The 20,944-nt window shown below is 38.8% G+C and carries 19 protein-coding genes; 14 read left to right on the plus strand and 5 right to left on the minus strand.

The window, feature by feature from the left end; genetic code table 11:
• Nucleotides 1-40 precede the first annotated feature (40 nt).
• Together F1325_RS07525 and F1325_RS07530 are read left to right on the plus strand one after the other, a co-directional pair.
• Complete coding sequence (locus F1325_RS07525) at nt 41-1,945, plus strand: hypothetical protein (RefSeq protein ID WP_160230252.1); 1,905 nt, start codon at nt 41-43, stop codon at nt 1,943-1,945.
• A gap of 140 nt (nt 1,946-2,085) precedes the next feature.
• Nucleotides 2,086-4,080 carry an acyltransferase family protein gene (locus F1325_RS07530; RefSeq protein ID WP_160230253.1) on the plus strand — a complete coding sequence of 665 codons (1,995 nt, stop codon included), beginning with the start codon at nt 2,086-2,088 and terminating at the stop codon, nt 4,078-4,080.
• A 33-nt stretch (nt 4,081-4,113) separates the two neighbouring features.
• Here F1325_RS07530 and F1325_RS07535 read toward each other — a convergent pair whose 3' ends face one another.
• Together F1325_RS07535 and F1325_RS07540 are read right to left on the minus strand one after the other, a co-directional pair.
• Nucleotides 4,114-4,344, minus strand: a complete 231-nt coding sequence (locus tag F1325_RS07535; RefSeq protein ID WP_160230254.1) for a DNA polymerase III subunit theta — start codon at nt 4,342-4,344, stop codon at nt 4,114-4,116.
• A gap of 351 nt (nt 4,345-4,695) precedes the next feature.
• On the minus strand, nt 4,696-5,307 hold the full coding sequence (locus F1325_RS07540; RefSeq protein ID WP_109372872.1) for a LysE family translocator: 612 nt from the start codon (nt 5,305-5,307) through the stop codon (nt 4,696-4,698).
• A gap of 268 nt (nt 5,308-5,575) precedes the next feature.
• Here F1325_RS07540 and F1325_RS07545 point away from each other — a divergent pair, with 268 nt between their 5' ends.
• Both F1325_RS07545 and tmaR read left to right on the plus strand, forming a co-directional pair.
• Entirely contained in the window at nt 5,576-6,838 is a 1,263-nt protein-coding gene (locus F1325_RS07545) for an MFS transporter (RefSeq protein WP_160230255.1), read from the plus strand.
• Nucleotides 6,839-7,094: 256 nt separating this feature from the next.
• Nucleotides 7,095-7,433, plus strand: coding sequence for a PTS system regulator TmaR (tmaR, locus tag F1325_RS07550; RefSeq protein ID WP_036937771.1), 339 nt, complete (start codon nt 7,095-7,097; stop codon nt 7,431-7,433).
• A 177-nt stretch (nt 7,434-7,610) separates the two neighbouring features.
• Here tmaR and rne read toward each other — a convergent pair whose 3' ends face one another.
• Nucleotides 7,611-11,057 carry a ribonuclease E gene (gene rne / locus F1325_RS07555; RefSeq protein WP_160230256.1) on the minus strand — a complete coding sequence of 1,149 codons (3,447 nt, stop codon included), beginning with the start codon at nt 11,055-11,057 and terminating at the stop codon, nt 7,611-7,613.
• 531 nt (nt 11,058-11,588) lie between these two features.
• Between rne and rluC the strand changes: the two genes are divergently transcribed.
• Entirely contained in the window at nt 11,589-12,542 is a 954-nt protein-coding gene (rluC, locus tag F1325_RS07560) for a 23S rRNA pseudouridine(955/2504/2580) synthase RluC (RefSeq protein WP_109372875.1), read from the plus strand.
• A 104-nt stretch (nt 12,543-12,646) separates the two neighbouring features.
• On the opposite strand, the gene F1325_RS07565 is transcribed toward rluC, so the two are convergent.
• The gene (locus tag F1325_RS07565) at nt 12,647-13,048 is read right to left on the minus strand and encodes a hypothetical protein (protein ID WP_109372876.1); all 402 of its coding nucleotides are present in this window, start codon (nt 13,046-13,048) and stop codon (nt 12,647-12,649) included.
• 46 nt (nt 13,049-13,094) lie between these two features.
• On the minus strand, nt 13,095-13,694 hold the full coding sequence (locus F1325_RS07570) for a Maf family protein (RefSeq protein ID WP_160230257.1): 600 nt from the start codon (nt 13,692-13,694) through the stop codon (nt 13,095-13,097).
• A 141-nt stretch (nt 13,695-13,835) separates the two neighbouring features.
• Between F1325_RS07570 and yceD the strand changes: the two genes are divergently transcribed.
• From yceD to pabC, 9 genes are all read left to right on the plus strand, one after another.
• Entirely contained in the window at nt 13,836-14,369 is a 534-nt protein-coding gene (yceD, locus tag F1325_RS07575; protein WP_023582576.1) for a 23S rRNA accumulation protein YceD, read from the plus strand.
• A 5-nt stretch (nt 14,370-14,374) separates the two neighbouring features.
• Nucleotides 14,375-14,545, plus strand: a complete 171-nt coding sequence (gene rpmF, locus F1325_RS07580) for a 50S ribosomal protein L32 (protein ID WP_006537252.1) — start codon at nt 14,375-14,377, stop codon at nt 14,543-14,545.
• Nucleotides 14,546-14,569: 24 nt separating this feature from the next.
• Nucleotides 14,570-15,607: a phosphate acyltransferase PlsX gene (gene plsX, locus F1325_RS07585; protein WP_109372878.1), complete on the plus strand. Its 1,038-nt coding sequence runs from the start codon at nt 14,570-14,572 to the stop codon at nt 15,605-15,607.
• Between the two features lie 4 nt (nt 15,608-15,611).
• Nucleotides 15,612-16,568, plus strand: a complete 957-nt coding sequence (locus F1325_RS07590) for a beta-ketoacyl-ACP synthase III (protein WP_160230258.1) — start codon at nt 15,612-15,614, stop codon at nt 16,566-16,568.
• A gap of 19 nt (nt 16,569-16,587) precedes the next feature.
• Nucleotides 16,588-17,520 carry an ACP S-malonyltransferase gene (gene fabD / locus F1325_RS07595; protein WP_160230259.1) on the plus strand — a complete coding sequence of 311 codons (933 nt, stop codon included), beginning with the start codon at nt 16,588-16,590 and terminating at the stop codon, nt 17,518-17,520.
• Between the two features lie 8 nt (nt 17,521-17,528).
• Complete coding sequence (gene fabG / locus F1325_RS07600) at nt 17,529-18,263, plus strand: 3-oxoacyl-ACP reductase FabG (protein WP_109372881.1); 735 nt, start codon at nt 17,529-17,531, stop codon at nt 18,261-18,263.
• A gap of 157 nt (nt 18,264-18,420) precedes the next feature.
• A complete protein-coding gene (acpP, locus tag F1325_RS07605) occupies nt 18,421-18,657 on the plus strand; it encodes an acyl carrier protein (RefSeq protein WP_004247087.1) in 237 nt (78 codons plus the stop codon).
• A 74-nt stretch (nt 18,658-18,731) separates the two neighbouring features.
• A complete protein-coding gene (gene fabF, locus F1325_RS07610) occupies nt 18,732-19,973 on the plus strand; it encodes a beta-ketoacyl-ACP synthase II (protein WP_099076186.1) in 1,242 nt (413 codons plus the stop codon).
• Between the two features lie 133 nt (nt 19,974-20,106).
• Nucleotides 20,107-20,934: an aminodeoxychorismate lyase gene (pabC, locus tag F1325_RS07615; RefSeq protein WP_109372882.1), complete on the plus strand. Its 828-nt coding sequence runs from the start codon at nt 20,107-20,109 to the stop codon at nt 20,932-20,934.
• The last annotated feature ends 10 nt before the right edge of the window (nt 20,935-20,944 follow it).

A 20,944-nucleotide genomic window follows, 5' to 3' on the forward strand; every position in this document is an offset into this window, starting at 1 on the left:
ATGGCCAGCCTAAGTGCTGGCTTTTTTATTGGGGAAAATTATGTCTACAATTCCAACACAAAATCCAGTTCCAAGCGAAGCGGCGAAAGACCTGAAATTTAACTCAGGTAAAATTGACGAGTTCGTTACTTCAATGAAAAACAAATATATCGATAGATTCGGGCAAGAGCATTTTACAATCGAAGGGTTGCGCTGGATTGCTCAACAAGCAATATCTCAATTTGGATATATCACCTTAGACTCGTTCCAGAAAGGGGCTGAAATAACACTGCCAAATCAAGTTTTACGCGATGAGGTAACAGGCGAGTATTACCGTTGGGATGGTGCGTTGCCAAAAGTAGTTCCTATTGATTCAACTCCTGATAGTTCTGGTGGTATTGGTGTTGGTAGGTGGTTAAGTGTTGGTGATTCTACATTACGCCCAGCAGTTAAGATATTATCAGATAGAAGTGGTGAGATTTACGTAACAGATTACCTGAATTTTTCATCATCATTCTCTGACGCGCTTCAACTAGCTATTGATAATGCAAATGCCGATGACGGAGTGGGGCATGGAAATAAGGTTATACTTCCAGCCGGCAGGTTCAAAATAACAAAACGAGTTTTCATTCACGAAAAAGACGGACTGAATATCGTTGGTGCTGGTGACGGCGCAACAGTGTTTGTAGTCGATAATTTACTGTCTAACGTAGAACCTCAACATATTATGGACTTGAATGGTACTTACAGAGGTTATCAATACGACACATTAAATGCTCAGGCTATTTTTGTTATTACTGCGAGGCGTATAACTCAAAATGTTGGATTCGAGCGTCACAATGGTGCTGCTTGGAGACTAAAATTTAGCGACTTTTCTACTGAATGTGAAGATGGTGCATTTAAAAAAGTGTCCACATTTTATGCGCCGGAGATCGGTCTAAGTTCAATTTCTAACATAACAAACAGCGGAGTATATTCATGGTTAATATGCGCTGATATTTATAGTGTTAATTTAAATAGTATAAATATTAAAAACTGTGTCATTCCAGTAAAGCACGGGCTTGGTGATATTAGAAGAGGAACCTCTGTTAACCTAAATAGATGTAATGCATTTAAAACGGAGTTTGGGTGGTCATTTGGCGGTCTTGGATACTCCTCTTGGAACAACGTTGCATGTGATGCATGGGCAGATGGTTATGTTGGTAGTGAAATAAAACACTTTGCTTATGATCTGGATAATTGTCAGGTGGACATGAATGGATGTGGTTGCGAGTCAGCTCCTAGCGCGGCATTTGGGGTGCTTCGATTTACGGGTGGGTCATGCATAACAACAAATAACTGCGCGTTCATTGGTGGAAGAAGTACAGCTGAGGTATATCAATCATTCATTGATGGAATCGGTACGATTTGGGATTTAAATAATACGCTAATATCTCAGGGGGCAAGTAGTCATTTAAAGGTGAAGGTTTCAAATGGCGCGACAGTTAATATTTCATCAGCGTATAAATCAAATGTATCAGTTGGTGGATTTGTAAAACTAACAGATTTTATTACCTATGATGAGATCTCATCTGTAAATTTATTGGGTAAATTCAAATCATTATTATCGTTATCAAAAACAACCAGCTCACAACTATCAGTTGGCGGTTCTAGGGTAGGGTTTGATAAAATAGATTTTGATACATTAAAATTAATAACATCAACTGGATCTGATAGGCTGCCAATCCCTTATCATGGCGACTACAAGGTAGAGATATTTGTTGATTGCTCTCACCAGCAGGAATTAGTGTTAGGTCTGTATATTAATGATGATGTTGTATCTCAACTGCCAATAAAAAACATATACCTATTTTCAAAAATACTGAAACTCAAAAAAGGTGATATTGTTAGTATTAGAGCGCCATCATCCTTGCCATCACCAATTACTGTCAATCAATCAACATCTATATCTATACTAAAAGTATAATAATTTCTGCGAGCAACTCATTGTGCTCGCAGTTATTCCTCTGCTAAATATGAATGCAAATAAGATATCTTAATGTATAATTCGCAAATATTTTTTATCGTTGTAACAACAACCGTAATGTTAATTTTTGGATTTATTGTATGTTATCTTATAGAAAAGAACTCGATGGCATTAGGGCGTTAGCCGTTTTTGCTGTTATTTTATATCATGCTAACTTTCAAATGTTTGGGGACACTGTCTTTAAAGGTGGTTATCTCGGAGTTGATGTTTTTTTTGTTCTTTCCGGTTATTTAATAACAGGGATAATTAGAGATAAATTACAAAAAGAATCGTTCTCACTTTTAGATTTTTACTGGAGACGATTTAAACGAATTGTCCCCGCTTTACTGGCTGTATTGCTCGTTACATCTGCATTTGCTTATTTTATATTGCAGCCAGACTCTATCATTTCCTACGTGAAATCTCTGAAGTCGGCATTATATTTTGGTTCTAATTATTATTTCTTATCTGAAAATAGCTATGTATCAGAGGCTAGCATCAGAAAACCATTACTACACACATGGAGTCTTGCAGTAGAATGGCAGTTCTACATGGTTTTTCCTTTATTGATTTTGTTTATTAATAAATTTCTAAAGAAATACACGTTTGGAATAATGTTAATTTTGCTAATTATATCTATGCAATATGCAAATATAATAGTAAAAGTCAGACCAGATGATGCATTCTACCTTCTCCCGTCAAGAGCATGGGAGCTATTTGCTGGCGGTTTGCTGACATTTTTTGATAGACGTAATTTAGATAACATCAAGGATGGCACAATAAGCAGCATGCTTGTGAAGTCAATGCCAATAATAGGGTTATTTTTAGTTATTCATGGTATGATTTTCTTTGACCACAGCAATCCGCATCCTTCATTTTTAACCGCTGTTCCAGTTTTTGGTATCTGCCTTTTTATTCTTTTCACAACAAAGGGTGATATTACAAACTCTATTTTTTCATCAAAACCAGTTGTTTTTATTGGGTTAATATCTTATTCACTTTATTTATGGCATCAGCCTGTTTTCGTGTTTTTCAGGTTGTTAAAGCATGATGAAATAAATAATCTTCAACTATTGATGTTAATATCAATATCTCTTTTCTTGTCAGTGGCATCATATTATTTAATTGAGAATAAATTCAGAGTAAAAAACTTAGGTTATAAGAAAATTTCCATATTGGCAGTGATTGTATTGGCATTGGTGTCATTTTATATAGCCACCATTAATACAAAAGGCTTCTCTGGTAGATTTGAGGGCAAGCAAAAAGAGGTCAATGATTTATTTAGTGTCCTAGAATTTACAAAACTTAAAGACGAAGTGAACTTAGGGCATGGTTATTTTTCCAAAGATCCTCAAGAGCTATGTAACAAGCGAACTGTTGATACAGCATGTAAATTTGGCAATCAAGAATGGATAAATATAGGTGATAGTTTTGCTGGCCAACTTGATCCTGAACTTCATAAAATTCTAACAGAAAAAGGGCAGGGTCTAATTAGTTTGACGTATGAACAATGCCCGTTTGTTTCTCCAGATATATGGTTCGGGAAAGTTCCAGAATGCACCACTGTCAATGAGGAAAGAATTAAATTCTTATCAGGATTGAATGATAAAAAGAAAATCATAGTGACTGCAAACTACTGGCAATTTGAGAATCCCAAGAAAAGAATACCAGTAAACGGAGTATCCAACAGTAAACTGCCAGAAGATGCTGTTCTTGATAATGATGTCGCGTGGAAGAGTTATGCTGAAAATATAAAAATGCTTTTAAATAGTGGGCATGAGGTCTATGTTATTTATCCACTACCAGATCCAGCATCTGATATAAGAAAGCAACTTTTTGAACAGCTATCAGTAAACATGTCTTCATATAAGAAGGCTTATTCACAGAACAAGAATGCCTACGCAGATACTATTAAATTTGCAAATAAATTAGATTTATTTTTACCTGATGATAAAAGGTTACATAAAGTTTATACGTCTGATATTTTCTGTGAAAATGGACAGTGTTTGACGATAAATAATGACGGTGCAATATTCAGTCGGGGTGGTCACTTGACTAATAACGGCGCGAAAATGATTTTGAAAAAAATCTTCTAAATTACAAACCCACTTCGGTGGGTTTTTTATTGCTTACTCAGCTCTCAAATACTGCACTGAATTCCCATCAGGCAATTTCTTACTTCTCTCACGATAAAACGCTAATCGCTCATTAAAGTACTCGCGCAAATGTGCTGGTTGTTGTCGTTCAACTTCGGATGCAACAACTGGCATATTGAGACGTTCTTTATATGCGACACCTGAAGCAGCCAAGTCGACATTGATCTTGTCTTTTTCTTCTTGAGATAAGTTTGCGAGATTCATAACGGATCCGGTTAGTTTTTGGAGAGTGTAGCAGGGTGTGGAATTAAAAATGAGTAGGTGGTATAAAAGTATCACCTTTCTTTTTATTAATTCAAAATTATCTCCAATTCTTGCTGTGAGTACAGAATTGAGTACCAAATAAATCACCACTATAAATAAATTATTAAATATCAGCTAATTAAAATAAATTCACATAGTCATGAACGTAAAATGTGGGCGTTTTAGCTGAATTAGACAAGGTTTCCTACCGTAAATTTATTGATGATTTTTTTTAAATCATTACTCAATGAGTTGTATTGGGTTTAATTAAGACCATGGTAAACCATAATGCGGTAAACGTGAAATGTCAGATCAAAGCGTGCTTATGTAGTGTTTAATATAAGGTGTTGCTGTGAGAATAAGTAGGAGCGTACCACCGCTAATATTGATTACTTTTTTCATAATAACAATATTGATCTTTTGTGATGACAATAAAATAAAGCCACAGCAAGCAATTAGCCAGATACTCATCATGAAAATATGAATAGAAGATAAAGCAAGATAATTACCTAGTGTTGGCGTCGCACCAGCATAACTAGAAACAACCACAAGATATAACATAATTGCTTTAGGATTAAGCACATTAGCAATATAAGCTGTTTTGATAGAGACTTTTTGATGAATAATTGTGGTGTTTTTAGAGGCTTTTAATCCAGAACGTATCAAAGAAATTCCAAGATAAATTAAATACAAGTTACCAAGAATAGTTAATACCATAAAAGCAGAAGGGGACGAAACTAATAATTTTGTTATTCCTAATCCGACCAAAAGCCCGTGAGTAATAATGCCTAATGCGGTACCTATAATCGTGATCAATAACCCTTTTATGCCATAGGTTAAGGTGTTATCTAAAGCAATTGTAAAACTTGCACCCGGTGAGATAATTATAGGTAGTAACGTAATAATAAAACCAAGTATATCCATAGTATTGTCTTAGATAGTTTTAAGCGAATTATGGAGGACACTGTTATTTTAACAAAGGAGATTAAAGAAAAGGGATTATATGATGCCTTTTCGTGCGTTTTACTGTCAGTAATGGCAATAAAGATAAAGGTAGATCTAGAGCACATAACTCAAGTTGTTAACGTTAACTTATGTGCCTTATGTCACATTAAAGCGATATAATTGTTTGTGAACTTAAAAGTTAACGTTAACATTTAAGGGTGAAATGACTTTATAAGGCGCTCAACCAATGAACAAAGACTCAAAAAAATACTATGCGATCTTAAGTGCGCTGTTGTTTTTCTTCTTTTTTACCTGGTCTTCATCCTTTTCATTAGTTTCTATTTGGTTAAATCAGTATGTAGGATTAAAAGCGACAGATACTGGATTGATATTCTCTGCAATTTCTCTGATTGCGTTATGTGCTCAACCTCTATATGGCTTTATTCAAGATAAATTAGGACTAAGAAAGAATTTATTATTAGTGATTGCAGTATTACTTATTCTTTCTGGACCATTTTTTCTAGGTTTCGCATCAATACTTCGCTGGAATATTTTTGTTGGCTCCATTCTAGGAGGTTTATATGTAGGTATGACATTTAATGCGGGGATTGGCGTATTAGAGTCATATACAGAGCGTGTTAGTCGTATTCGTGGTTTTGAATACGGTAGGGCGAGAATGTGGGGATCGCTAGGTTGGGCATCTGCAACATTTATTGCAGGACACAATATAAACATCGATCCTAATTATAATTTTGTGATGGCTTCTGTTTCTGGTGTTGTGTTCTTAATTCTTTTAACACTGTTAAAAACAGATAAATCAGACGCATTTAATCAATTAGAGCATGGTAAAACATCGGCTATTACCATAAAAGACGCACTGAATTTACTTTCGCTGCCTCGTTTTTGGGCGCTTATTTTGTTTGTTATTGGCACCTGTGTTTATGGGGTTTATGACCAACAGTTTCCCGTCTTTTTCTCATCGCAATTTGCAACCTTACAGCAGGGTAATGAGATGTACGGATATCTGAATTCATTGCAGGTATTCTTAGAAGCTGGTGGTATGTTTGTCGCGCCTTTTCTGGTCAATAGAATAGGTGCTAAAAACGGCTTATTACTGGCAAGCAGTGTTATGGCGGCACGTATTATTGGCTCAGGACTAGTCGAAGGGCCAGTCTTGATCTCTTGTATGAAATTATTACATGCTGTTGAGTTACCTATTTTATTAATTTCAATTTTTAAATATAACAGTCAACACTTTGACAAACGTTTATCTTCAACACTCTATTTAGTCGGTTTTCAATGTGTTAGCTCTATTGTTGCTACATTATTATCTCCATTAGCGGGTTATGGTTATGATCATTATGGTTTTGCACCAACCTATATGGTGATGGGATGTATTGTGATAGGGACAACACTTTTCTCAGCAATGTTTTTACGTTCAGATGCGGAAGCATTACTGCCACTTGATGGTTTACAACATGAAGATCAAAACAAAACACAGACTATTTAATCGCTGATTAATTTATCCTTTGTAGTATCGATTTGGGCTACCAGTAAAAATGTGTAGCCATTTTTTTATCATTAATTAAGTGAACATTTACGAGTTAAAGAATGTTGACTATATTTATTAATGCATATCATCCTAATTAATTGTTAATTAAGCAAAATCAATTAAATTTGTAAACTTTGCTTGTTTATTGACACGATTAAGCGATAATCTTAAACAGAACTATTTATCTTAAATATCAATTGTAAAGGTGTAGGAAATGGATAACGCAAACAAGCCGTCTTTCCAAAACGTACTGGAGTTTGTGCGTATGTATCGTCGTAAAAACAAAATCCGTCGTGAGATCACTGACAATGAGAAAAAGATCCGTGATAACCAAAAACGTGTTCTTTTGTTAGACAACTTAAGTGAATACATTAAACCGGGTATGTCGATTGAAGATGTATTGGGTATTATTGCTAATATGCGTAGTGACTATGACGATCGTGTTGACGATTACATTATTAAAAATGCCGATCTGTCTAAAGAGCGCCGTGAATTATCTAAGCAGTTAAAAGCGATGGGTGAAATTAAAAATCTTCCTGATCTAAAAGACTGATTGTTTTACTAAGAATAAGAAATCGAAGGCCTCTGAATTGAATATTCAGGGGCTTTTTTATGTTGGCTTAATAAATACTCAGTTAATTTGCTAATAGTTACCCAAAAAAAGAACCCACTAAAAAGTGGGTTCTCAATTTAGAAGTATTATCAAGATATTCTTAATAACACCTTATTATCAGTTTTGACTTTCAGCTTTAGTCATTTCTGAAGAAGAGTGATTAGTAGAACAATGTCCACCCGCACCTGTGCGGCCTTTCTTATCAAAAGCTGGACGTGTTTCCCATGCTTTGATTTCAATTGCCACAGGTGTTTCATCAGCGGCTGGCGCTTTTGTCATTGGTGAGCTTGCATGTAGTTGGCGTGCAACTGCAACAGGCTCTTGACGAATAACGACTTCAGTTGGTTTGCTTTCTGTTACCGTATCAATTTCCACCGCAGAGATTGCGTTTTCTTCTGGCTGGTCTTCAATAACAGTTTCAACAACGGTTTCAGCAGTAACTTCTTTATGTTGTTCAACAGTTTCTTCAGTAGCTACTATTACTGCTTCAACAGGCTGAGGCTCAGGCGTTGATATTTCACTCTCTACTGGTGCAACTGTATCTTGTGCAACTTTTTCTGGCGCGATGTTTGTTTCAGCCTGTTGTGAAGTTTCATGCATATAAGCTTCAGTGGTATTTAATACCGCTGAAATGTTCTCTTTACGAGTAACATGCTCTTCTGTGTTCACTTCATTAATGACATCACTGATAACGTTGTTTTCAATAATGTCGTTAGTTTCAACAGGCACAGCTTGTGGCTCTACTGCAATAATTTCAGTAACAGCCTCTGTGGTTGATTCAGTACTAACCGTGACAGAATAAGTTGATTCAGTCGATCCTACCTGTGCAATATCAGCAACAATGGCTTCTGAAACCTCTGGTGCGATAGCGACCATTTGTGGATCTTGATGAGTAATAATGTGGTTTTCAACAGAAACGTCATTGTTGTTTTCAGCATTATTCTCAATAAATGGTGCATCACTTATTGGTGTGATTGGATAGCGAATGAAAACTTTACCTGAAGCAAGTTCAGGAGAAGCCACCGCCATTGCCAGAGGCATTGGTGATACTGTTAAGGTACGCTCATCACGATAGCGACGACGACGTTGACCACTTACACGTAAATGACGAGGTGAACGGCGAGAACGACGTGGCATAACATTATCTTGCCCGTTATTATCTTCGTTTTTATTGTCATCTTGTGATTTAGTTGCATCAGGTAATGCTTTTACAGCTTGTGCTTCATTAGCTTCAACTTTCGCAACAGCGACTGCTTTAGGTGCTGATTTTTCTGTTGGCGCAACTTTAGTTTGTGTTGTTGCAACAGGAGGCTCAGAAACGGCTTTTTCAGTCACAACGGGTACAACAGCCAATGCATTATCATTGTCAATTACGCGTACAGATTGTGCTAATTGACGACGATTACGGCGTTGCATAGCAGGGCGACGAGGTTCTTCTTTCTTCTCATCAGCACTATCTTTTGCAACGGTATCATTTTCAGCAAGAGCCGCTTGTGCTTTAGCCGCTTCTTGTTGCTGTTGACGTTTTTCTTCTTGACGACGACGCTGTTCCGCACGTTGTTCACGACGCTGTTGGCGACGAGCTTCGCGTTCTGCAATCTCTTGCTCACTATTAACTTCAGTTGTTGGCGTTGTTTGTGGTTTTTGATTGCGATTTTTGCGATTGTCTTCGCTATTTGCGTTATCACGATTACGATCGTTATCACGGTCACGGCGATTATTGTTATTACGTCGATTATTGTTATTACGACGATCACGACGATTGTCGTTATTTTCTTTCTTATTTTCCTGTGGTTTTTCTGGTGTTACCACAGGCTCTGGTTCACTACTAAATAAGTTAGAGAAGAATTTTGCGATAGAGGCAAAGAAACCTGTACCTTGAGCTTGTTCTGATTTAACAGGTTTAGCTTGAGGCTGAGGTGCTTTTTTGCTTTTCGTCGCTTCAATCGGCTCTTCTTCTTGCAATCCAAAGGCTGAAATAGCAGGTTGTTCAGGCGCTTTGCGCTCTGTAACAACATCGTCCTCAGCTTCATTTAACTGGCTCTCATGGAATTGCGCTAAGTTGTAGCTCAGAGAGGTAATTTCTTCGCCTTTACGCACACGAATAACAGAGAAATGAGGCGTTTGCATTTGGTCATTAGGAACAATAACCACTTTGACATTAGATTGACGTAATTCAATGTCAGTCACTGCTTTACGTTTTTCGTTAAGCAAATAAGAGGCGATTTGAACAGGTACAATCGCATGTACTTCATGTGTATTTTCTTTAAGTGCTTCTTCTTCGATAAGACGTAACACAGAAAGTGACAGTGATTCGTTATCACGAATAGTACCGGTGCCTAAGCAACGCGGACAAACGTGATGGCTAGATTCACCTAATGAAGGGCTTAAACGTTGACGAGACATCTCTAATAAACCAAAGCGAGAGATGCGTCCAATTTGAATGCGAGCACGATCTTGGCGAACAGCTTCGCGCATTCTGTTTTCAACTTCACGCTGATGGCGCACAGGCGTCATGTCGATAAAGTCGATAACAATTAAACCACCTAAGTCGCGTAAACGTAATTGGCGTGCGATTTCGTCAGCCGCTTCTAAGTTAGTATTGAACGCAGTTTCTTCGATATCACCGCCACGGGTTGAGCGTGAGGAGTTGATATCAATCGCTGTTAATGCTTCAGTTGTATCAATAACTAAAGCGCCACCAGAAGGAAGGCGAACTTCACGCTGAAAAGCAGATTCAATCTGTGATTCAATCTGGTAATGGCTAAATAGAGGTACTGCACCTGTGTAATGGCGAATTTTGCTAGCAAAATCACCACGACCAATCGCTTCAATATGGCTACGCGCCATTTCAACGACTTTTGCGTTATCAATTAAAATTTCGCCAATATCAGGACGTAAGTAGTCGCGGAATGCGCGAACAATTACGTTACTTTCCTGATGAATTAAGAATGGCGCAGGGCGATTCTCAGCCGCTTTCTTAATAGCATCCCAGTGTCTTAAACGATAGCTTAAGTCTTGTTGTAGTGCTTCGGCAGATTTACCAACACCTGCTGTACGTACAATCAGACCCATACCATCTGGGATTTCAAGGCTTGATAAAGCTTCTTTGAGTTCAGTACGGTCTTCACCTTCAATACGGCGAGAAATACCACCCGCACGAGGATTATTTGGCATTAATACCAAATAACTTCCTGCAAGGCTGATAAAAGTGGTTAATGCTGCACCTTTATTACCACGCTCTTCTTTATCAACTTGAACAATAACTTCCTGACCTTCTTTTAAGACATCTTTGATGTTAGGACGACCATGGGAGTGATAATTACTAGGAAAGTATTCGCGGGCTATTTCTTTGATAGGAAGGAAACCGTGGCGTTCCGCACCATAATCAACAAAAGCGGCTTCTAAGCTGGGTTCAATTCTAGTGATTTTACCTTTATAGATATTCGCTTTTTTCTGTTCATGACCGGGGCTTTCGATATCCAGATCGTACAAGCGTTGCCCATCGACAAGGGCAACACGCAACTCTTCCTGCTGAGTTGCGTTAATTAACATTCTTTTCATATTGTGACTTACTCGTTATTTTCACGTTTTATAATGTGCCACTAACATACGTAATTACACTATTGATAACCGATGACCTCGTGTCTTTTACAAATGCGTCAACCTCACGGTTGTCGGTTGTATAGAGGTGCAATATGTCGGTGAGTCTGATTTTTAGTTCAAAAATTCAGCACTCTTTAATTGAACACGATGTTTCAACTCAATAAGCGATGTATTTATGGCATACTAAATTGTTTGATTTTCGACTATGTCTTACGCCATTGCTGCATTTTGAAAATCAAACAAACAAAATTTTCATAAATATACCTGATAAACATAATCAGGAGAGTCTGCATTATTCCATTGGTGTTAGGGTTATAGCAAGATGACTTTTCTGCTTTGGTGACTTTTTCTGTATAAATATGAGAGATTAGCTAATGTTTCGTCTTTTTCCCATTATTCGGGTTAAAATAGACGACAGATTTGATGTTATTTTGTACACCACAAAGTTGTTTGTTATTTTTATTTTAAGAGAGCCAAAGAATCGCCACTATGAAATCATTTAATCAAGTTCAGTTCGTCACCATTGATGGCGATGAAGCAGGCCAGCGTATCGATAATTTTTTACTGGCACGCTTAAAAGGTGTACCAAAAAGTATGATTTACCGAATTATCCGTAAAGGGGAAGTTCGAGTTAACAAAGGGCGAATTAAACCTGAATACAAACTCAATACGGGTGACAGCATCCGTATACCTCCTGTGCGAGTATCGGAAAAAGAAGAAGTCGCGGTATCACCAAAGCTTGATAAAGTCGCTGCATTGTCAAATTGTATTTTATATGAAGACGACCATTTAATGCTCATCAATAAACCTTCTGGTACGGCTGTACATGGGGGAAGTGGGTTAAGTTTTGGTGTGATTGAAGGTTTACGTGCATTGCGCCCAGAAGCGCGTTTTTTAGAGCTTGTACATCGTCTTGATAGAGATACATCGGGTGTTTTGCTAATTGCAAAAAAACGTTCAGCATTACGTGCTTTGCATGAGCAATTACGCTTAAAACAGATGCAGAAAGATTATTTAGCCTTAGTGCGTGGGCAATGGCAATCTCACACTAAAGTTGTTCAGGCACCGTTGTTGAAAAATATTCTTCAAAGTGGTGAGCGAGTCGTTAAAGTAAGCAATGAAGGAAAACCTTCTGAAACGCGTTTTAAAGTGGAAGAGCGTTTTGAATTTGCCACATTAGTGAAAGCAAGCCCTGTGACAGGAAGAACACACCAAATTCGTGTGCATACATTACATGCAGGTCATCCTATTGCATTTGATGATCGTTATGGTGATCGTGATTTTGATTCACAATTGGTAGGAACAAAACTTAATCGCCTATTTTTACATGCCAGTTCTTTGACATTTACTCATCCTTCAACGGGTGAACAAATGCGAATTGAAGCGCCAATGGATAATCAGCTACGCCATTGTTTGCAAGTATTACGTAGTCAAAAATCTTAAGTCGAAAATTTTTATTTCAACAGAAAATCCGAATACTCAATACGCCCAGTTTGTTGGGCGTATTGCTTTTCTTAAACCACAAAGAAAGTGAGTGGAAAATGGAATTAACCTTCCACTTTTGTCATGCATTGCTCAACAATTTTATCAATATCCCACTCTTTAGGCAGTGATTTTGAGCCGTTTTTGCGCATTTCCATATCTACACGGATAAATTCGTTAATTCCGTAATTTTTAATAATGCCGTCGTAAGTACATTCACACACTTCGGCAATTTGAGGAATTAGCGCATCATCAGTAATGCCCGAACCTAATATGCAGCTACTGACGAAATTCTTTTTAAATAAGGATTTGCTGTCATCTTTTTTGTCTGAAATCACACTGTCTTGGATAGTATTTGTCGTGTTAGTTGCTTTTGTTGTTGAAATTTCAGTGTCTTTTTCATCAGAACAACCCACTAATGCTGTTGCCATCACTAAAGCTGTTAAGACTGATGCTAATTTATTCATAATACGCTTTATCGCTACATAAGATTAAAAAATAAGATGACCAGATTCATTTGTGATCATCAGAGAAAAATAATGGGTTTATTCTTTGCGAGAGCAACATTTTATTCAATCGGATAAGTGGTAAACCAATTAAAGAATTTGGATCATCGCCGACAAGTTTATCAAATAGAGTAATGCCTAGTCCCTCAGATTTAAAACTTCCAGCACAATTGAAAGGCATTTCTTTATTTAAATAACTGATAATTTCTTCATCAGTTAAATGACGAAAGTAAACTTGAAATAATTCACAATGAGTTTGGTGTTCTAAAGTTAGGCTATTATATACAGTTAATCCGGTGTAAAACGAGATACATTGTCCTGAAGCTTGTTTTAATTGTGCAAAGGCATTATCAAAATTATGGGGTTTTCCCGTGATCTTTTTATTCAGTACACAAACTTGATCAGAGCCAATTATAAGGTGATGTGGAAATTTTGCTTGTAAAGCGCTGGCTTTTTCATAGGATAAGCGACTGACAAGATCTTGAGCGTACTCTGTGGGCATCGGGGTTTCGTCAATCTCTGGAGATGCCTGTATAAAGGGCATTCCAAGCTTTTTCAGCAACTCAGCTCGAAAGGGTGAAGTAGACGCAAGGACGAGTGGCAACATATTTTTTTTAAAATCCGTAGCAAAATGATGCCTGACATTCTAAACTATGCGCCGCTGATAAAGCGAATTTTGGTGGAAAGGTGTAGATAACCCGCCTTTTTCTTTGACTATATTCCATTACAAAGATAATATGCGCGCCTTATGCAAAAGGTAAAATTACCCCTGACCATTGATGCGCTGCGAGCAGCTCAAAAGAATTTAGACTATGACGGTCATTATTCTCCAGAGCAAGTAAGCCGCTTAGCTGAATCGGTGGTCAGTGTGGACAGTAATATTGACGTGGCTTTATCATTTGATATTGACCATCAACGTCTTGCCGTGATTAAAGGGCATTCCGATGTGGATGTGACTTTAGAATGTCAACGTTGTGGTGGCCATTTTCCGTATCATGTTCACGCAACATATTGTTTTAGCCCTGTTGTCAGTGATGAACGGGCCGAGACATTACCGGAAGAATATGAACCAGTTTATGTAAACGAATTTGGTGAAATAGATTTGCTGGCAATGATTGAAGATGAAATAATCCTCAACTTGCCGGTGGTTCCGGTACATGATTTTGAACACTGTGAAGTGTCCGACGCGGATATGGTGTTTGGTGAACTCCCTGAAGAATTATCAGAGAAGCCAAATCCATTTGCCGTATTAGCCAGTTTAAAGAAAAGTACTAAGGAGTAAGGTCAATGGCCGTACAACAAAACAAACCAACTCGTTCTAAACGCGGTATGCGTCGCTCTCATGACGCGCTGACAGTAACTCAAGTTTCTGTTGACAAAACTTCTGGTGAAACTCACCTGCGTCACCATGTAACTGCTGACGGTTACTACCGTGGTCGCAAGGTTATCAACAAGTAATTAGCTTTATAGCTCGTTGATACCTTGACAAATCTAACCATAGCGTTAGATGCGATGGGCGGGGACTTCGGTCCTCGCATCACAGTGCCTGCTTGTTTGCGGGCGCTGGCATCTAATCCTCATTTAAAAATATTGCTGGTAGGTCAACCAGACTCTATATCTCCTCTGCTTGCAAATCAAAATGCTGAGCTAATCTCCCGTTTACAAGTTATACCCGCAGAACATATTGTCGCCAATGATGCCAAACCTTCACAAGCTATTAGAGCAAGTAAAGGGACATCAATGCGAGTGGCACTTGATCTCGTGAAAACAGGGGAAGCACAGGCTTGTGTAAGTGCAGGGAATACTGGCGTGTTAATGGGATTAGCAAAACTTCGACTTAATGCAATTGATGGAATTGAACGTCCCGCACTGGTTTCGATATTACCTAATCAGAAAAAAGGCAAGACGGTTGTTCTTGATTTAGGCGCTAACGTTAACTGTGATAGCAAAATGCTGGTGCAGTTTGCGGTAATGGGCGCAGTTATGGCCGAAGAGATAGCAGAGATTGATTCACCGAAAGTGGCGCTTTTAAATATTGGTGAAGAAGAGAGCAAAGGATTAGATAATATCCGCGAAGCTGCTACGGTATTAAAATCGACACCGAATATTAATTATATTGGTTATGTTGAAGGTAATGAATTACTGACAGGCAAAACTGATGTATTGGTGTGTGACGGCTTCGCAGGTAATGTCTCCCTTAAAACGATGGAAGGGGTTATCAGAGTTTTCCTTTCATTGATTAAATCTTCTACTACCGAAAATAAAAAAACGTCGTGGTGGATGAAAATATTGAAGAAGTGGTTACAAAAGCGGCTAATTAAGCGTTTTGGACATATGAACCCCGACCAGTATAACGGTGCTTCTCTGTTAGGATTACGCGGTATCGTCATTAAAAGCCATGGTGGCGCAAATGAAAGCGCGTTTACAGCAGCAATAGAACAGGCTGTTCATGCCGTTGAGCGAAAAATTCCAGAGCGAATTGCTTCACGACTGACAACAGTATTACCCAAGAGCGATTGATAGAATGTATACAAAAATCTTAGGTACTGGTAGTTACTTGCCTGTACAAGTGCGAACTAATGCCGATTTAGAAAAAATGGTTGAAACATCTGACGAGTGGATTGTTACCAGAACGGGTATCCATGAACGTCGAATTGCAGCAGAAGAAGAAACTGTTGCCGTGATGGGAGCGGGTGCTGGCGAAAAAGCATTAGAAATGTCAGGTATTGATAAGCAAGACATTGGATTGATTATTGTTGCAACTACATCTGGCTCTCATGCATTTCCAAGTGCGGCTTGCCAAATTCAAAATGCATTAGGTATTAGTGATTGTATTGCTTTTGATGTTGCGGCTGCATGTTCAGGTTTTGTTTATGCATTAAGTATTGCGGATCAATTTATTAAAGCTGGCTCTGTTAAAAAAGCACTGGTTATTGGTGCTGACAGATTATCTCACGCTTTAGATCCAGAAGATCGCGGCACGATTATCCTATTTGGTGATGCGGCAGGTGCTGTGGTTGTTGGCGCATCAGAAGAAGAAGAAGGCATTATCTCTACTCATTTACATTCTGATGGCCGTTTTGGTGATCTATTAGCACTACCTTATCAGAGTAGAGAAAATGACGATTTACCTGCTTACGTGACTATGGCAGGAAATGAAGTTTTTAAAGTCGCAGTTCGTGAGCTTGCCCACATTGTGGATGAGACACTTGAAGCTAACAAAATTGATAAATCTGAACTGGACTGGCTTGTGCCTCATCAGGCAAATTTAAGAATTATTTCAGCGACAGCGAAAAAGCTGGATATGACAATGGATAAAGTAGTGGTGACATTAGATCGCCACGGCAATACGTCAGCAGCATCAGTCCCAACAGCATTAGATGAAGCTGTAAGAGATAATCGCATTCAACGTGGTCAGTTAATCTTACTAGAAGCGTTTGGTGGCGGTTTTACTTGGGGGTCTGCACTTATCCGTTTTTAATATTATCAGGAAAATAAACATGACTGATTTTGCAATGGTTTTTCCCGGACAGGGATCACAAGCTGTTGGAATGCTTGCAGAACTTGCAGAGCAATATCCAATCGTGACTGAAACATTTGCTCAAGCATCTGATGTATTGGGTTACTCTCTTTGGGACTTAGTTCAGAATGGTCCAGAAGAAGAGCTAAACAAAACATGGAAAACACAGCCAGCATTATTAGCAGCTTCTGTTGCTATCTGGCGTGTATGGCAAGAAAAACAAGGCAAAATACCACAAATGATGGCAGGTCACAGTCTTGGCGAGTATTCTGCTTTAGTGTGTGCGGGAGTTATTGATTTCGCTGCGGCAATTAAATTAGTAGAATTACGTGGTCAACTGATGCAAGAAGCCGTACCTGCGGGGACGGGTGCAATGTATGCGATTATTGGCTTAGATAATGACGCTATTGCAAAAGCCTGTGAAGAAGCAGCACAAGGACAAGTTGTCTCACCTGTAAACTTTAACTCACCGGGCCAAGTTGTTATTGCGGGTAACAAAGAAGCCGTAGAGCGTGCTGGTGTGTTATGTAAAGAAGCGGGTGCTAAACGTGCTTTACCACTAGCAGTAAGCGTGCCTTCTCACTGTGCTTTAATGAAACCGGCTGCTGATAAGCTAGCGGTTGCATTACAAGAAATCGAATTTAAACAACCTGAAATTCAGGTCGTTAATAACGTTGATGTGATAGCACAAACTGATGCAAATGCAATCCGTGATGCATTAGTTCGCCAGCTTTATAATCCAGTTCGCTGGACTGAAACGGTTGAACTTATTGCTGAAAAAGGTATCACACAATTATTAGAAATCGGGCCAGGAAAAGTATTAACTGGCTTAACAAAACGTATTTCTAAAGAAATGAACGCTGCAGCAGTTAATGATATTGCATCATTAGATGTTGCATTAGGAAATGACTGAGGGATCTCATGGGATTTGACGGAAAAATAGCGCTAGTTACTGGTGCAAGCCGTGGTATTGGCCGTGCGATTGCAGAAGATTTAGTTGCACGCGGTGCGACAGTAATTGGTACAGCAACGAGTGAAAACGGTGCGAAAGCTATCAGCGAATATTTAGACGGTAAGGGTAAGGGTTTTGTGTTAAATGTCACAGAAAACGACTCTATCGAAAAATTTTTAGCCGATGTGCGCGCTGAATTTGGCGAAATTGATATTTTGGTCAATAATGCAGGTATTACTCGTGATAACCTGTTGATGCGCATGAAAGATGATGAGTGGCAAGATATCATTGACACTAATCTTTCATCAGTCTTCCGTCTGTCTAAAGCAGTTATGCGTGCTATGATGAAAAAACGTTATGGTCGTATAATTACGATTGGTTCTGTTGTTGGAACCATGGGTAACGCAGGACAGGCAAACTACGCGGCGGCGAAAGCGGGTGTGATTGGTTTTAGTAAATCATTAGCACGCGAAGTTGCTTCCCGTGGCATTACGGTGAATGTTGTTGCTCCAGGCTTTATCGAAACTGATATGACTAGAGCATTAACAGACGACCAAAGAGCAGGTATTTTATCTCAAGTCCCTGCTAACCGTTTAGGTGATGCCAAAGAGATTGCCAGTGCTGTAGCTTTCTTAGCTTCTGATGAAGCAAGCTATATCACGGGTGAAACATTGCATGTCAATGGTGGCATGTACATGATCTAATTATGGGGACGTCTTTATATTTGCTTTTTGCGTACAATATAATGCAAAATATAGCAAATAAAGTAGTCCACACAGTCGGGATTGGTTAGATCTTTTCCTGTATTTATAAACTAAGAAAATCATCGCGCAAGCGAGTTTTGATAGGAAATTTAATAGTATGAGCACTATCGACGAACGCGTTAAGAAAATCATTGTTGAACAACTGGGTGTTAAAGAGGAAGAAGTTGTAAATTCAGCTTCATTTGTTGATGACTTAGGCGCTGATTCTCTTGACACAGTTGAGCTGGTAATGGCTCTGGAAGAAGAATTCGATATCGAAATCCCAGACGAAGAAGCAGAAAAAATTACTACAGTTCAAGCTGCTATTGATTACGTTGAAAACGCAGGTAAATAAGCTTGCTAATCTAGGCGGTCACTCGACCGCCTATATTTTTAATCCTAAACTTTTTCCCTCCTTGGAGGATAAGCGTGTCTAAGCGTCGTGTAGTTGTGACCGGACTAGGCATGTTATCTCCTGTCGGTAATAACGCAGAAGCTTCTTGGGAAGCAGTGTGTGCCGGACAGAGTGGTATCGGCCTTATCGAAGATTTTGACACCAGTCATCATGCGACTAAATTCGCTGGATTGGTAAAAGATTTCAATCACGAAGATTATAATCTTTCGCGTAAAGACGCGCGTAAGATGGATCTTTTCATTCAATATGGTATTGCAGCAGGTGTGCAGGCCATTGCGGATTCAGGTCTTGAAGTAACAGAAGCCAATGCAAGTCGTATCGGAGCTGCTATTGGTTCTGGTATTGGTGGCTTAGGCCTTATCGAAGAAAACCATACATCTATGATGAATGGCGGCCCTCGTAAAATTAGCCCATTCTTTGTACCTTCAACCATCATTAACATGGTTGCAGGGCATTTAAGCATTATGTATGGTCTTCGTGGCCCTACAATCTCTATTGCAACAGCGTGTACTTCAGGTGTTCATAATATTGGACATGCTGCACGTATTATCGCTTATGGTGATGCAGATGCAATGCTGGCAGGTGGTGCCGAAAAAGCAACCACACCATTAGGTTTGGGTGGTTTTGGTGCTGTTCGTGCATTATCAACACGTAACGACAATCCTCAAGCGGCTAGCCGCCCATGGGATAAAGATCGTGATGGTTTTGTATTAGGTGATGGTGCGGGTGTTCTTGTTCTTGAAGAGTACGAACACGCTAAAAACCGTGGCGCTAAAATTTATGCTGAAGTGGTTGGTTTTGGTATGAGCAGCGATGCTTATCACATGACTTCACCGGCAGAAAATGGCGAAGGCGGTGCGCTGGCTATGACAAATGCACTGAAAGATGCGGGTATTGCCTCATCAGAAGTGGGTTATATCAACGCACACGGTACATCAACAAATGCAGGCGATGTTGCTGAGGCACAAGCAGTAGAAAATGTATTTGGCAAAGGTACTGATGTATTAGTTAGCTCAACAAAATCTATGACAGGTCACTTATTAGGTGCTGCGGGTGCAATTGAGTCTATCTTTACAATCCTTTCGTTACGTGACCAAATCGTACCTCCAACAATAAACCTAGATAATCAAGACGAAAATTGTCATCTTGATTTTGTTCCACATAAAGCACGTAAAGTTGAGAACATGGAATATGCTCTGTGTAACTCATTCGGCTTTGGTGGTACCAACGGTTCAATTCTCTTTAAGCGCGTATAACCCGTTTTTTGTAGAAAACTGAAAAATACCTAAAGGCCCAGGATTATTCTGGGTCTTTTATTTTGTCCTTTTACTGCCAGTTGTTTTATCATGTACAGATTGATATCAATAACATAGATGTAGGGTGTGTTAGATGTATTGGGTAAATGGACAACAGCAACAAAATGTCGATGTAAGTGACCGTGCAATACAGTTTGGTGATGGTTGTTTTACTACGCTTGCCGTTGAGTATGGCAACCCAATTTTGTTACCTGCCCACATCAATCGCTTAAAACAAGGTTGTGATGCGCTTTTTCTACCACATCCTAATTGGTCTGACTTAGAAAGGCACATTATAGATATTGCCTCAGACACTCAAACGAAAGGTGTTATTAAGGTTATCATTAGTCGTGGCTATGGTGGACGAGGATATTCCTCCAATGGATTTATAACGCCGACCGTAATAATGTCACTATCATCTTATCCTACCCATTATCTCCACCAGCAAAGTGAAGGTGTATCGCTTGGTATAAGTCCTGTTACCTTAGGGCAAAATCCTTTGTTGGCAGGGATAAAACATCTCAATCGCTTAGAACAAGTCCTTATCAAATATCATTTAGAAAAAACAGAATTTGATGATGTTTTAGTGTGTGATCATGAAGGATATTTAGTTGAAGCCAATGCGGCGAATCTTTTTTGGCGCAAAGGAAATAGGCTTTTTACACCAAATCTGACTAACTCAGGGGTAAATGGCATTATGCGTCAATCCATTTTTCAATTAGCTCAAAAAAATCATTGGGAAATTGATATTGTGAGAGAAAAACCTGAAACACTTTATCAAGCTGATGAAATATGGTTAACAAATGCGTTGATGCCAGTGATCCCCGTTTCACAAATCACTTTTTCAGATGATAAGCGCTATCAATATCCTAGTAGGGATTATTATCATGTTGTTTTACAACACAGTTTGTCACTTAAATAGAATTTAATGA

The organism is Proteus columbae, assembly GCF_009914335.1.
GTDB lineage: Bacteria > Pseudomonadota > Gammaproteobacteria > Enterobacterales > Enterobacteriaceae > Proteus.

What these genes read in the sequence shown, in the direction of transcription:
- F1325_RS07535 (WP_160230254.1), bottom strand. Translation starts at nt 4,344, where the DNA reads ATGAATCTCGCAAACTTATCTCAAGAAGAAAAAGACAAGATCAATGTC.
- F1325_RS07570 (WP_160230257.1), bottom strand. Translation starts at nt 13,694, where the DNA reads ATGTTGCCACTCGTCCTTGCGTCTACTTCACCCTTTCGAGCTGAGTTG.
- F1325_RS07530 (WP_160230253.1), top strand. Translation starts at nt 2,086, where the DNA reads ATGTTATCTTATAGAAAAGAACTCGATGGCATTAGGGCGTTAGCCGTT.
- tmaR (WP_036937771.1), top strand. Translation starts at nt 7,095, where the DNA reads ATGGATAACGCAAACAAGCCGTCTTTCCAAAACGTACTGGAGTTTGTG.
- rne (WP_160230256.1), bottom strand. Translation starts at nt 11,057, where the DNA reads ATGAAAAGAATGTTAATTAACGCAACTCAGCAGGAAGAGTTGCGTGTT.
- F1325_RS07565 (WP_109372876.1), bottom strand. Translation starts at nt 13,048, where the DNA reads ATGAATAAATTAGCATCAGTCTTAACAGCTTTAGTGATGGCAACAGCA.
- rluC (WP_109372875.1), top strand. Translation starts at nt 11,589, where the DNA reads ATGAAATCATTTAATCAAGTTCAGTTCGTCACCATTGATGGCGATGAA.
- F1325_RS07525 (WP_160230252.1), top strand. Translation starts at nt 41, where the DNA reads ATGTCTACAATTCCAACACAAAATCCAGTTCCAAGCGAAGCGGCGAAA.
- fabG (WP_109372881.1), top strand. Translation starts at nt 17,529, where the DNA reads ATGGGATTTGACGGAAAAATAGCGCTAGTTACTGGTGCAAGCCGTGGT.
- pabC (WP_109372882.1), top strand. Translation starts at nt 20,107, where the DNA reads ATGTATTGGGTAAATGGACAACAGCAACAAAATGTCGATGTAAGTGAC.
- F1325_RS07545 (WP_160230255.1), top strand. Translation starts at nt 5,576, where the DNA reads ATGAACAAAGACTCAAAAAAATACTATGCGATCTTAAGTGCGCTGTTG.
- yceD (WP_023582576.1), top strand. Translation starts at nt 13,836, where the DNA reads ATGCAAAAGGTAAAATTACCCCTGACCATTGATGCGCTGCGAGCAGCT.
- acpP (WP_004247087.1), top strand. Translation starts at nt 18,421, where the DNA reads ATGAGCACTATCGACGAACGCGTTAAGAAAATCATTGTTGAACAACTG.
- F1325_RS07590 (WP_160230258.1), top strand. Translation starts at nt 15,612, where the DNA reads ATGTATACAAAAATCTTAGGTACTGGTAGTTACTTGCCTGTACAAGTG.
- rpmF (WP_006537252.1), top strand. Translation starts at nt 14,375, where the DNA reads ATGGCCGTACAACAAAACAAACCAACTCGTTCTAAACGCGGTATGCGT.
- fabD (WP_160230259.1), top strand. Translation starts at nt 16,588, where the DNA reads ATGACTGATTTTGCAATGGTTTTTCCCGGACAGGGATCACAAGCTGTT.
- F1325_RS07540 (WP_109372872.1), bottom strand. Translation starts at nt 5,307, where the DNA reads ATGGATATACTTGGTTTTATTATTACGTTACTACCTATAATTATCTCA.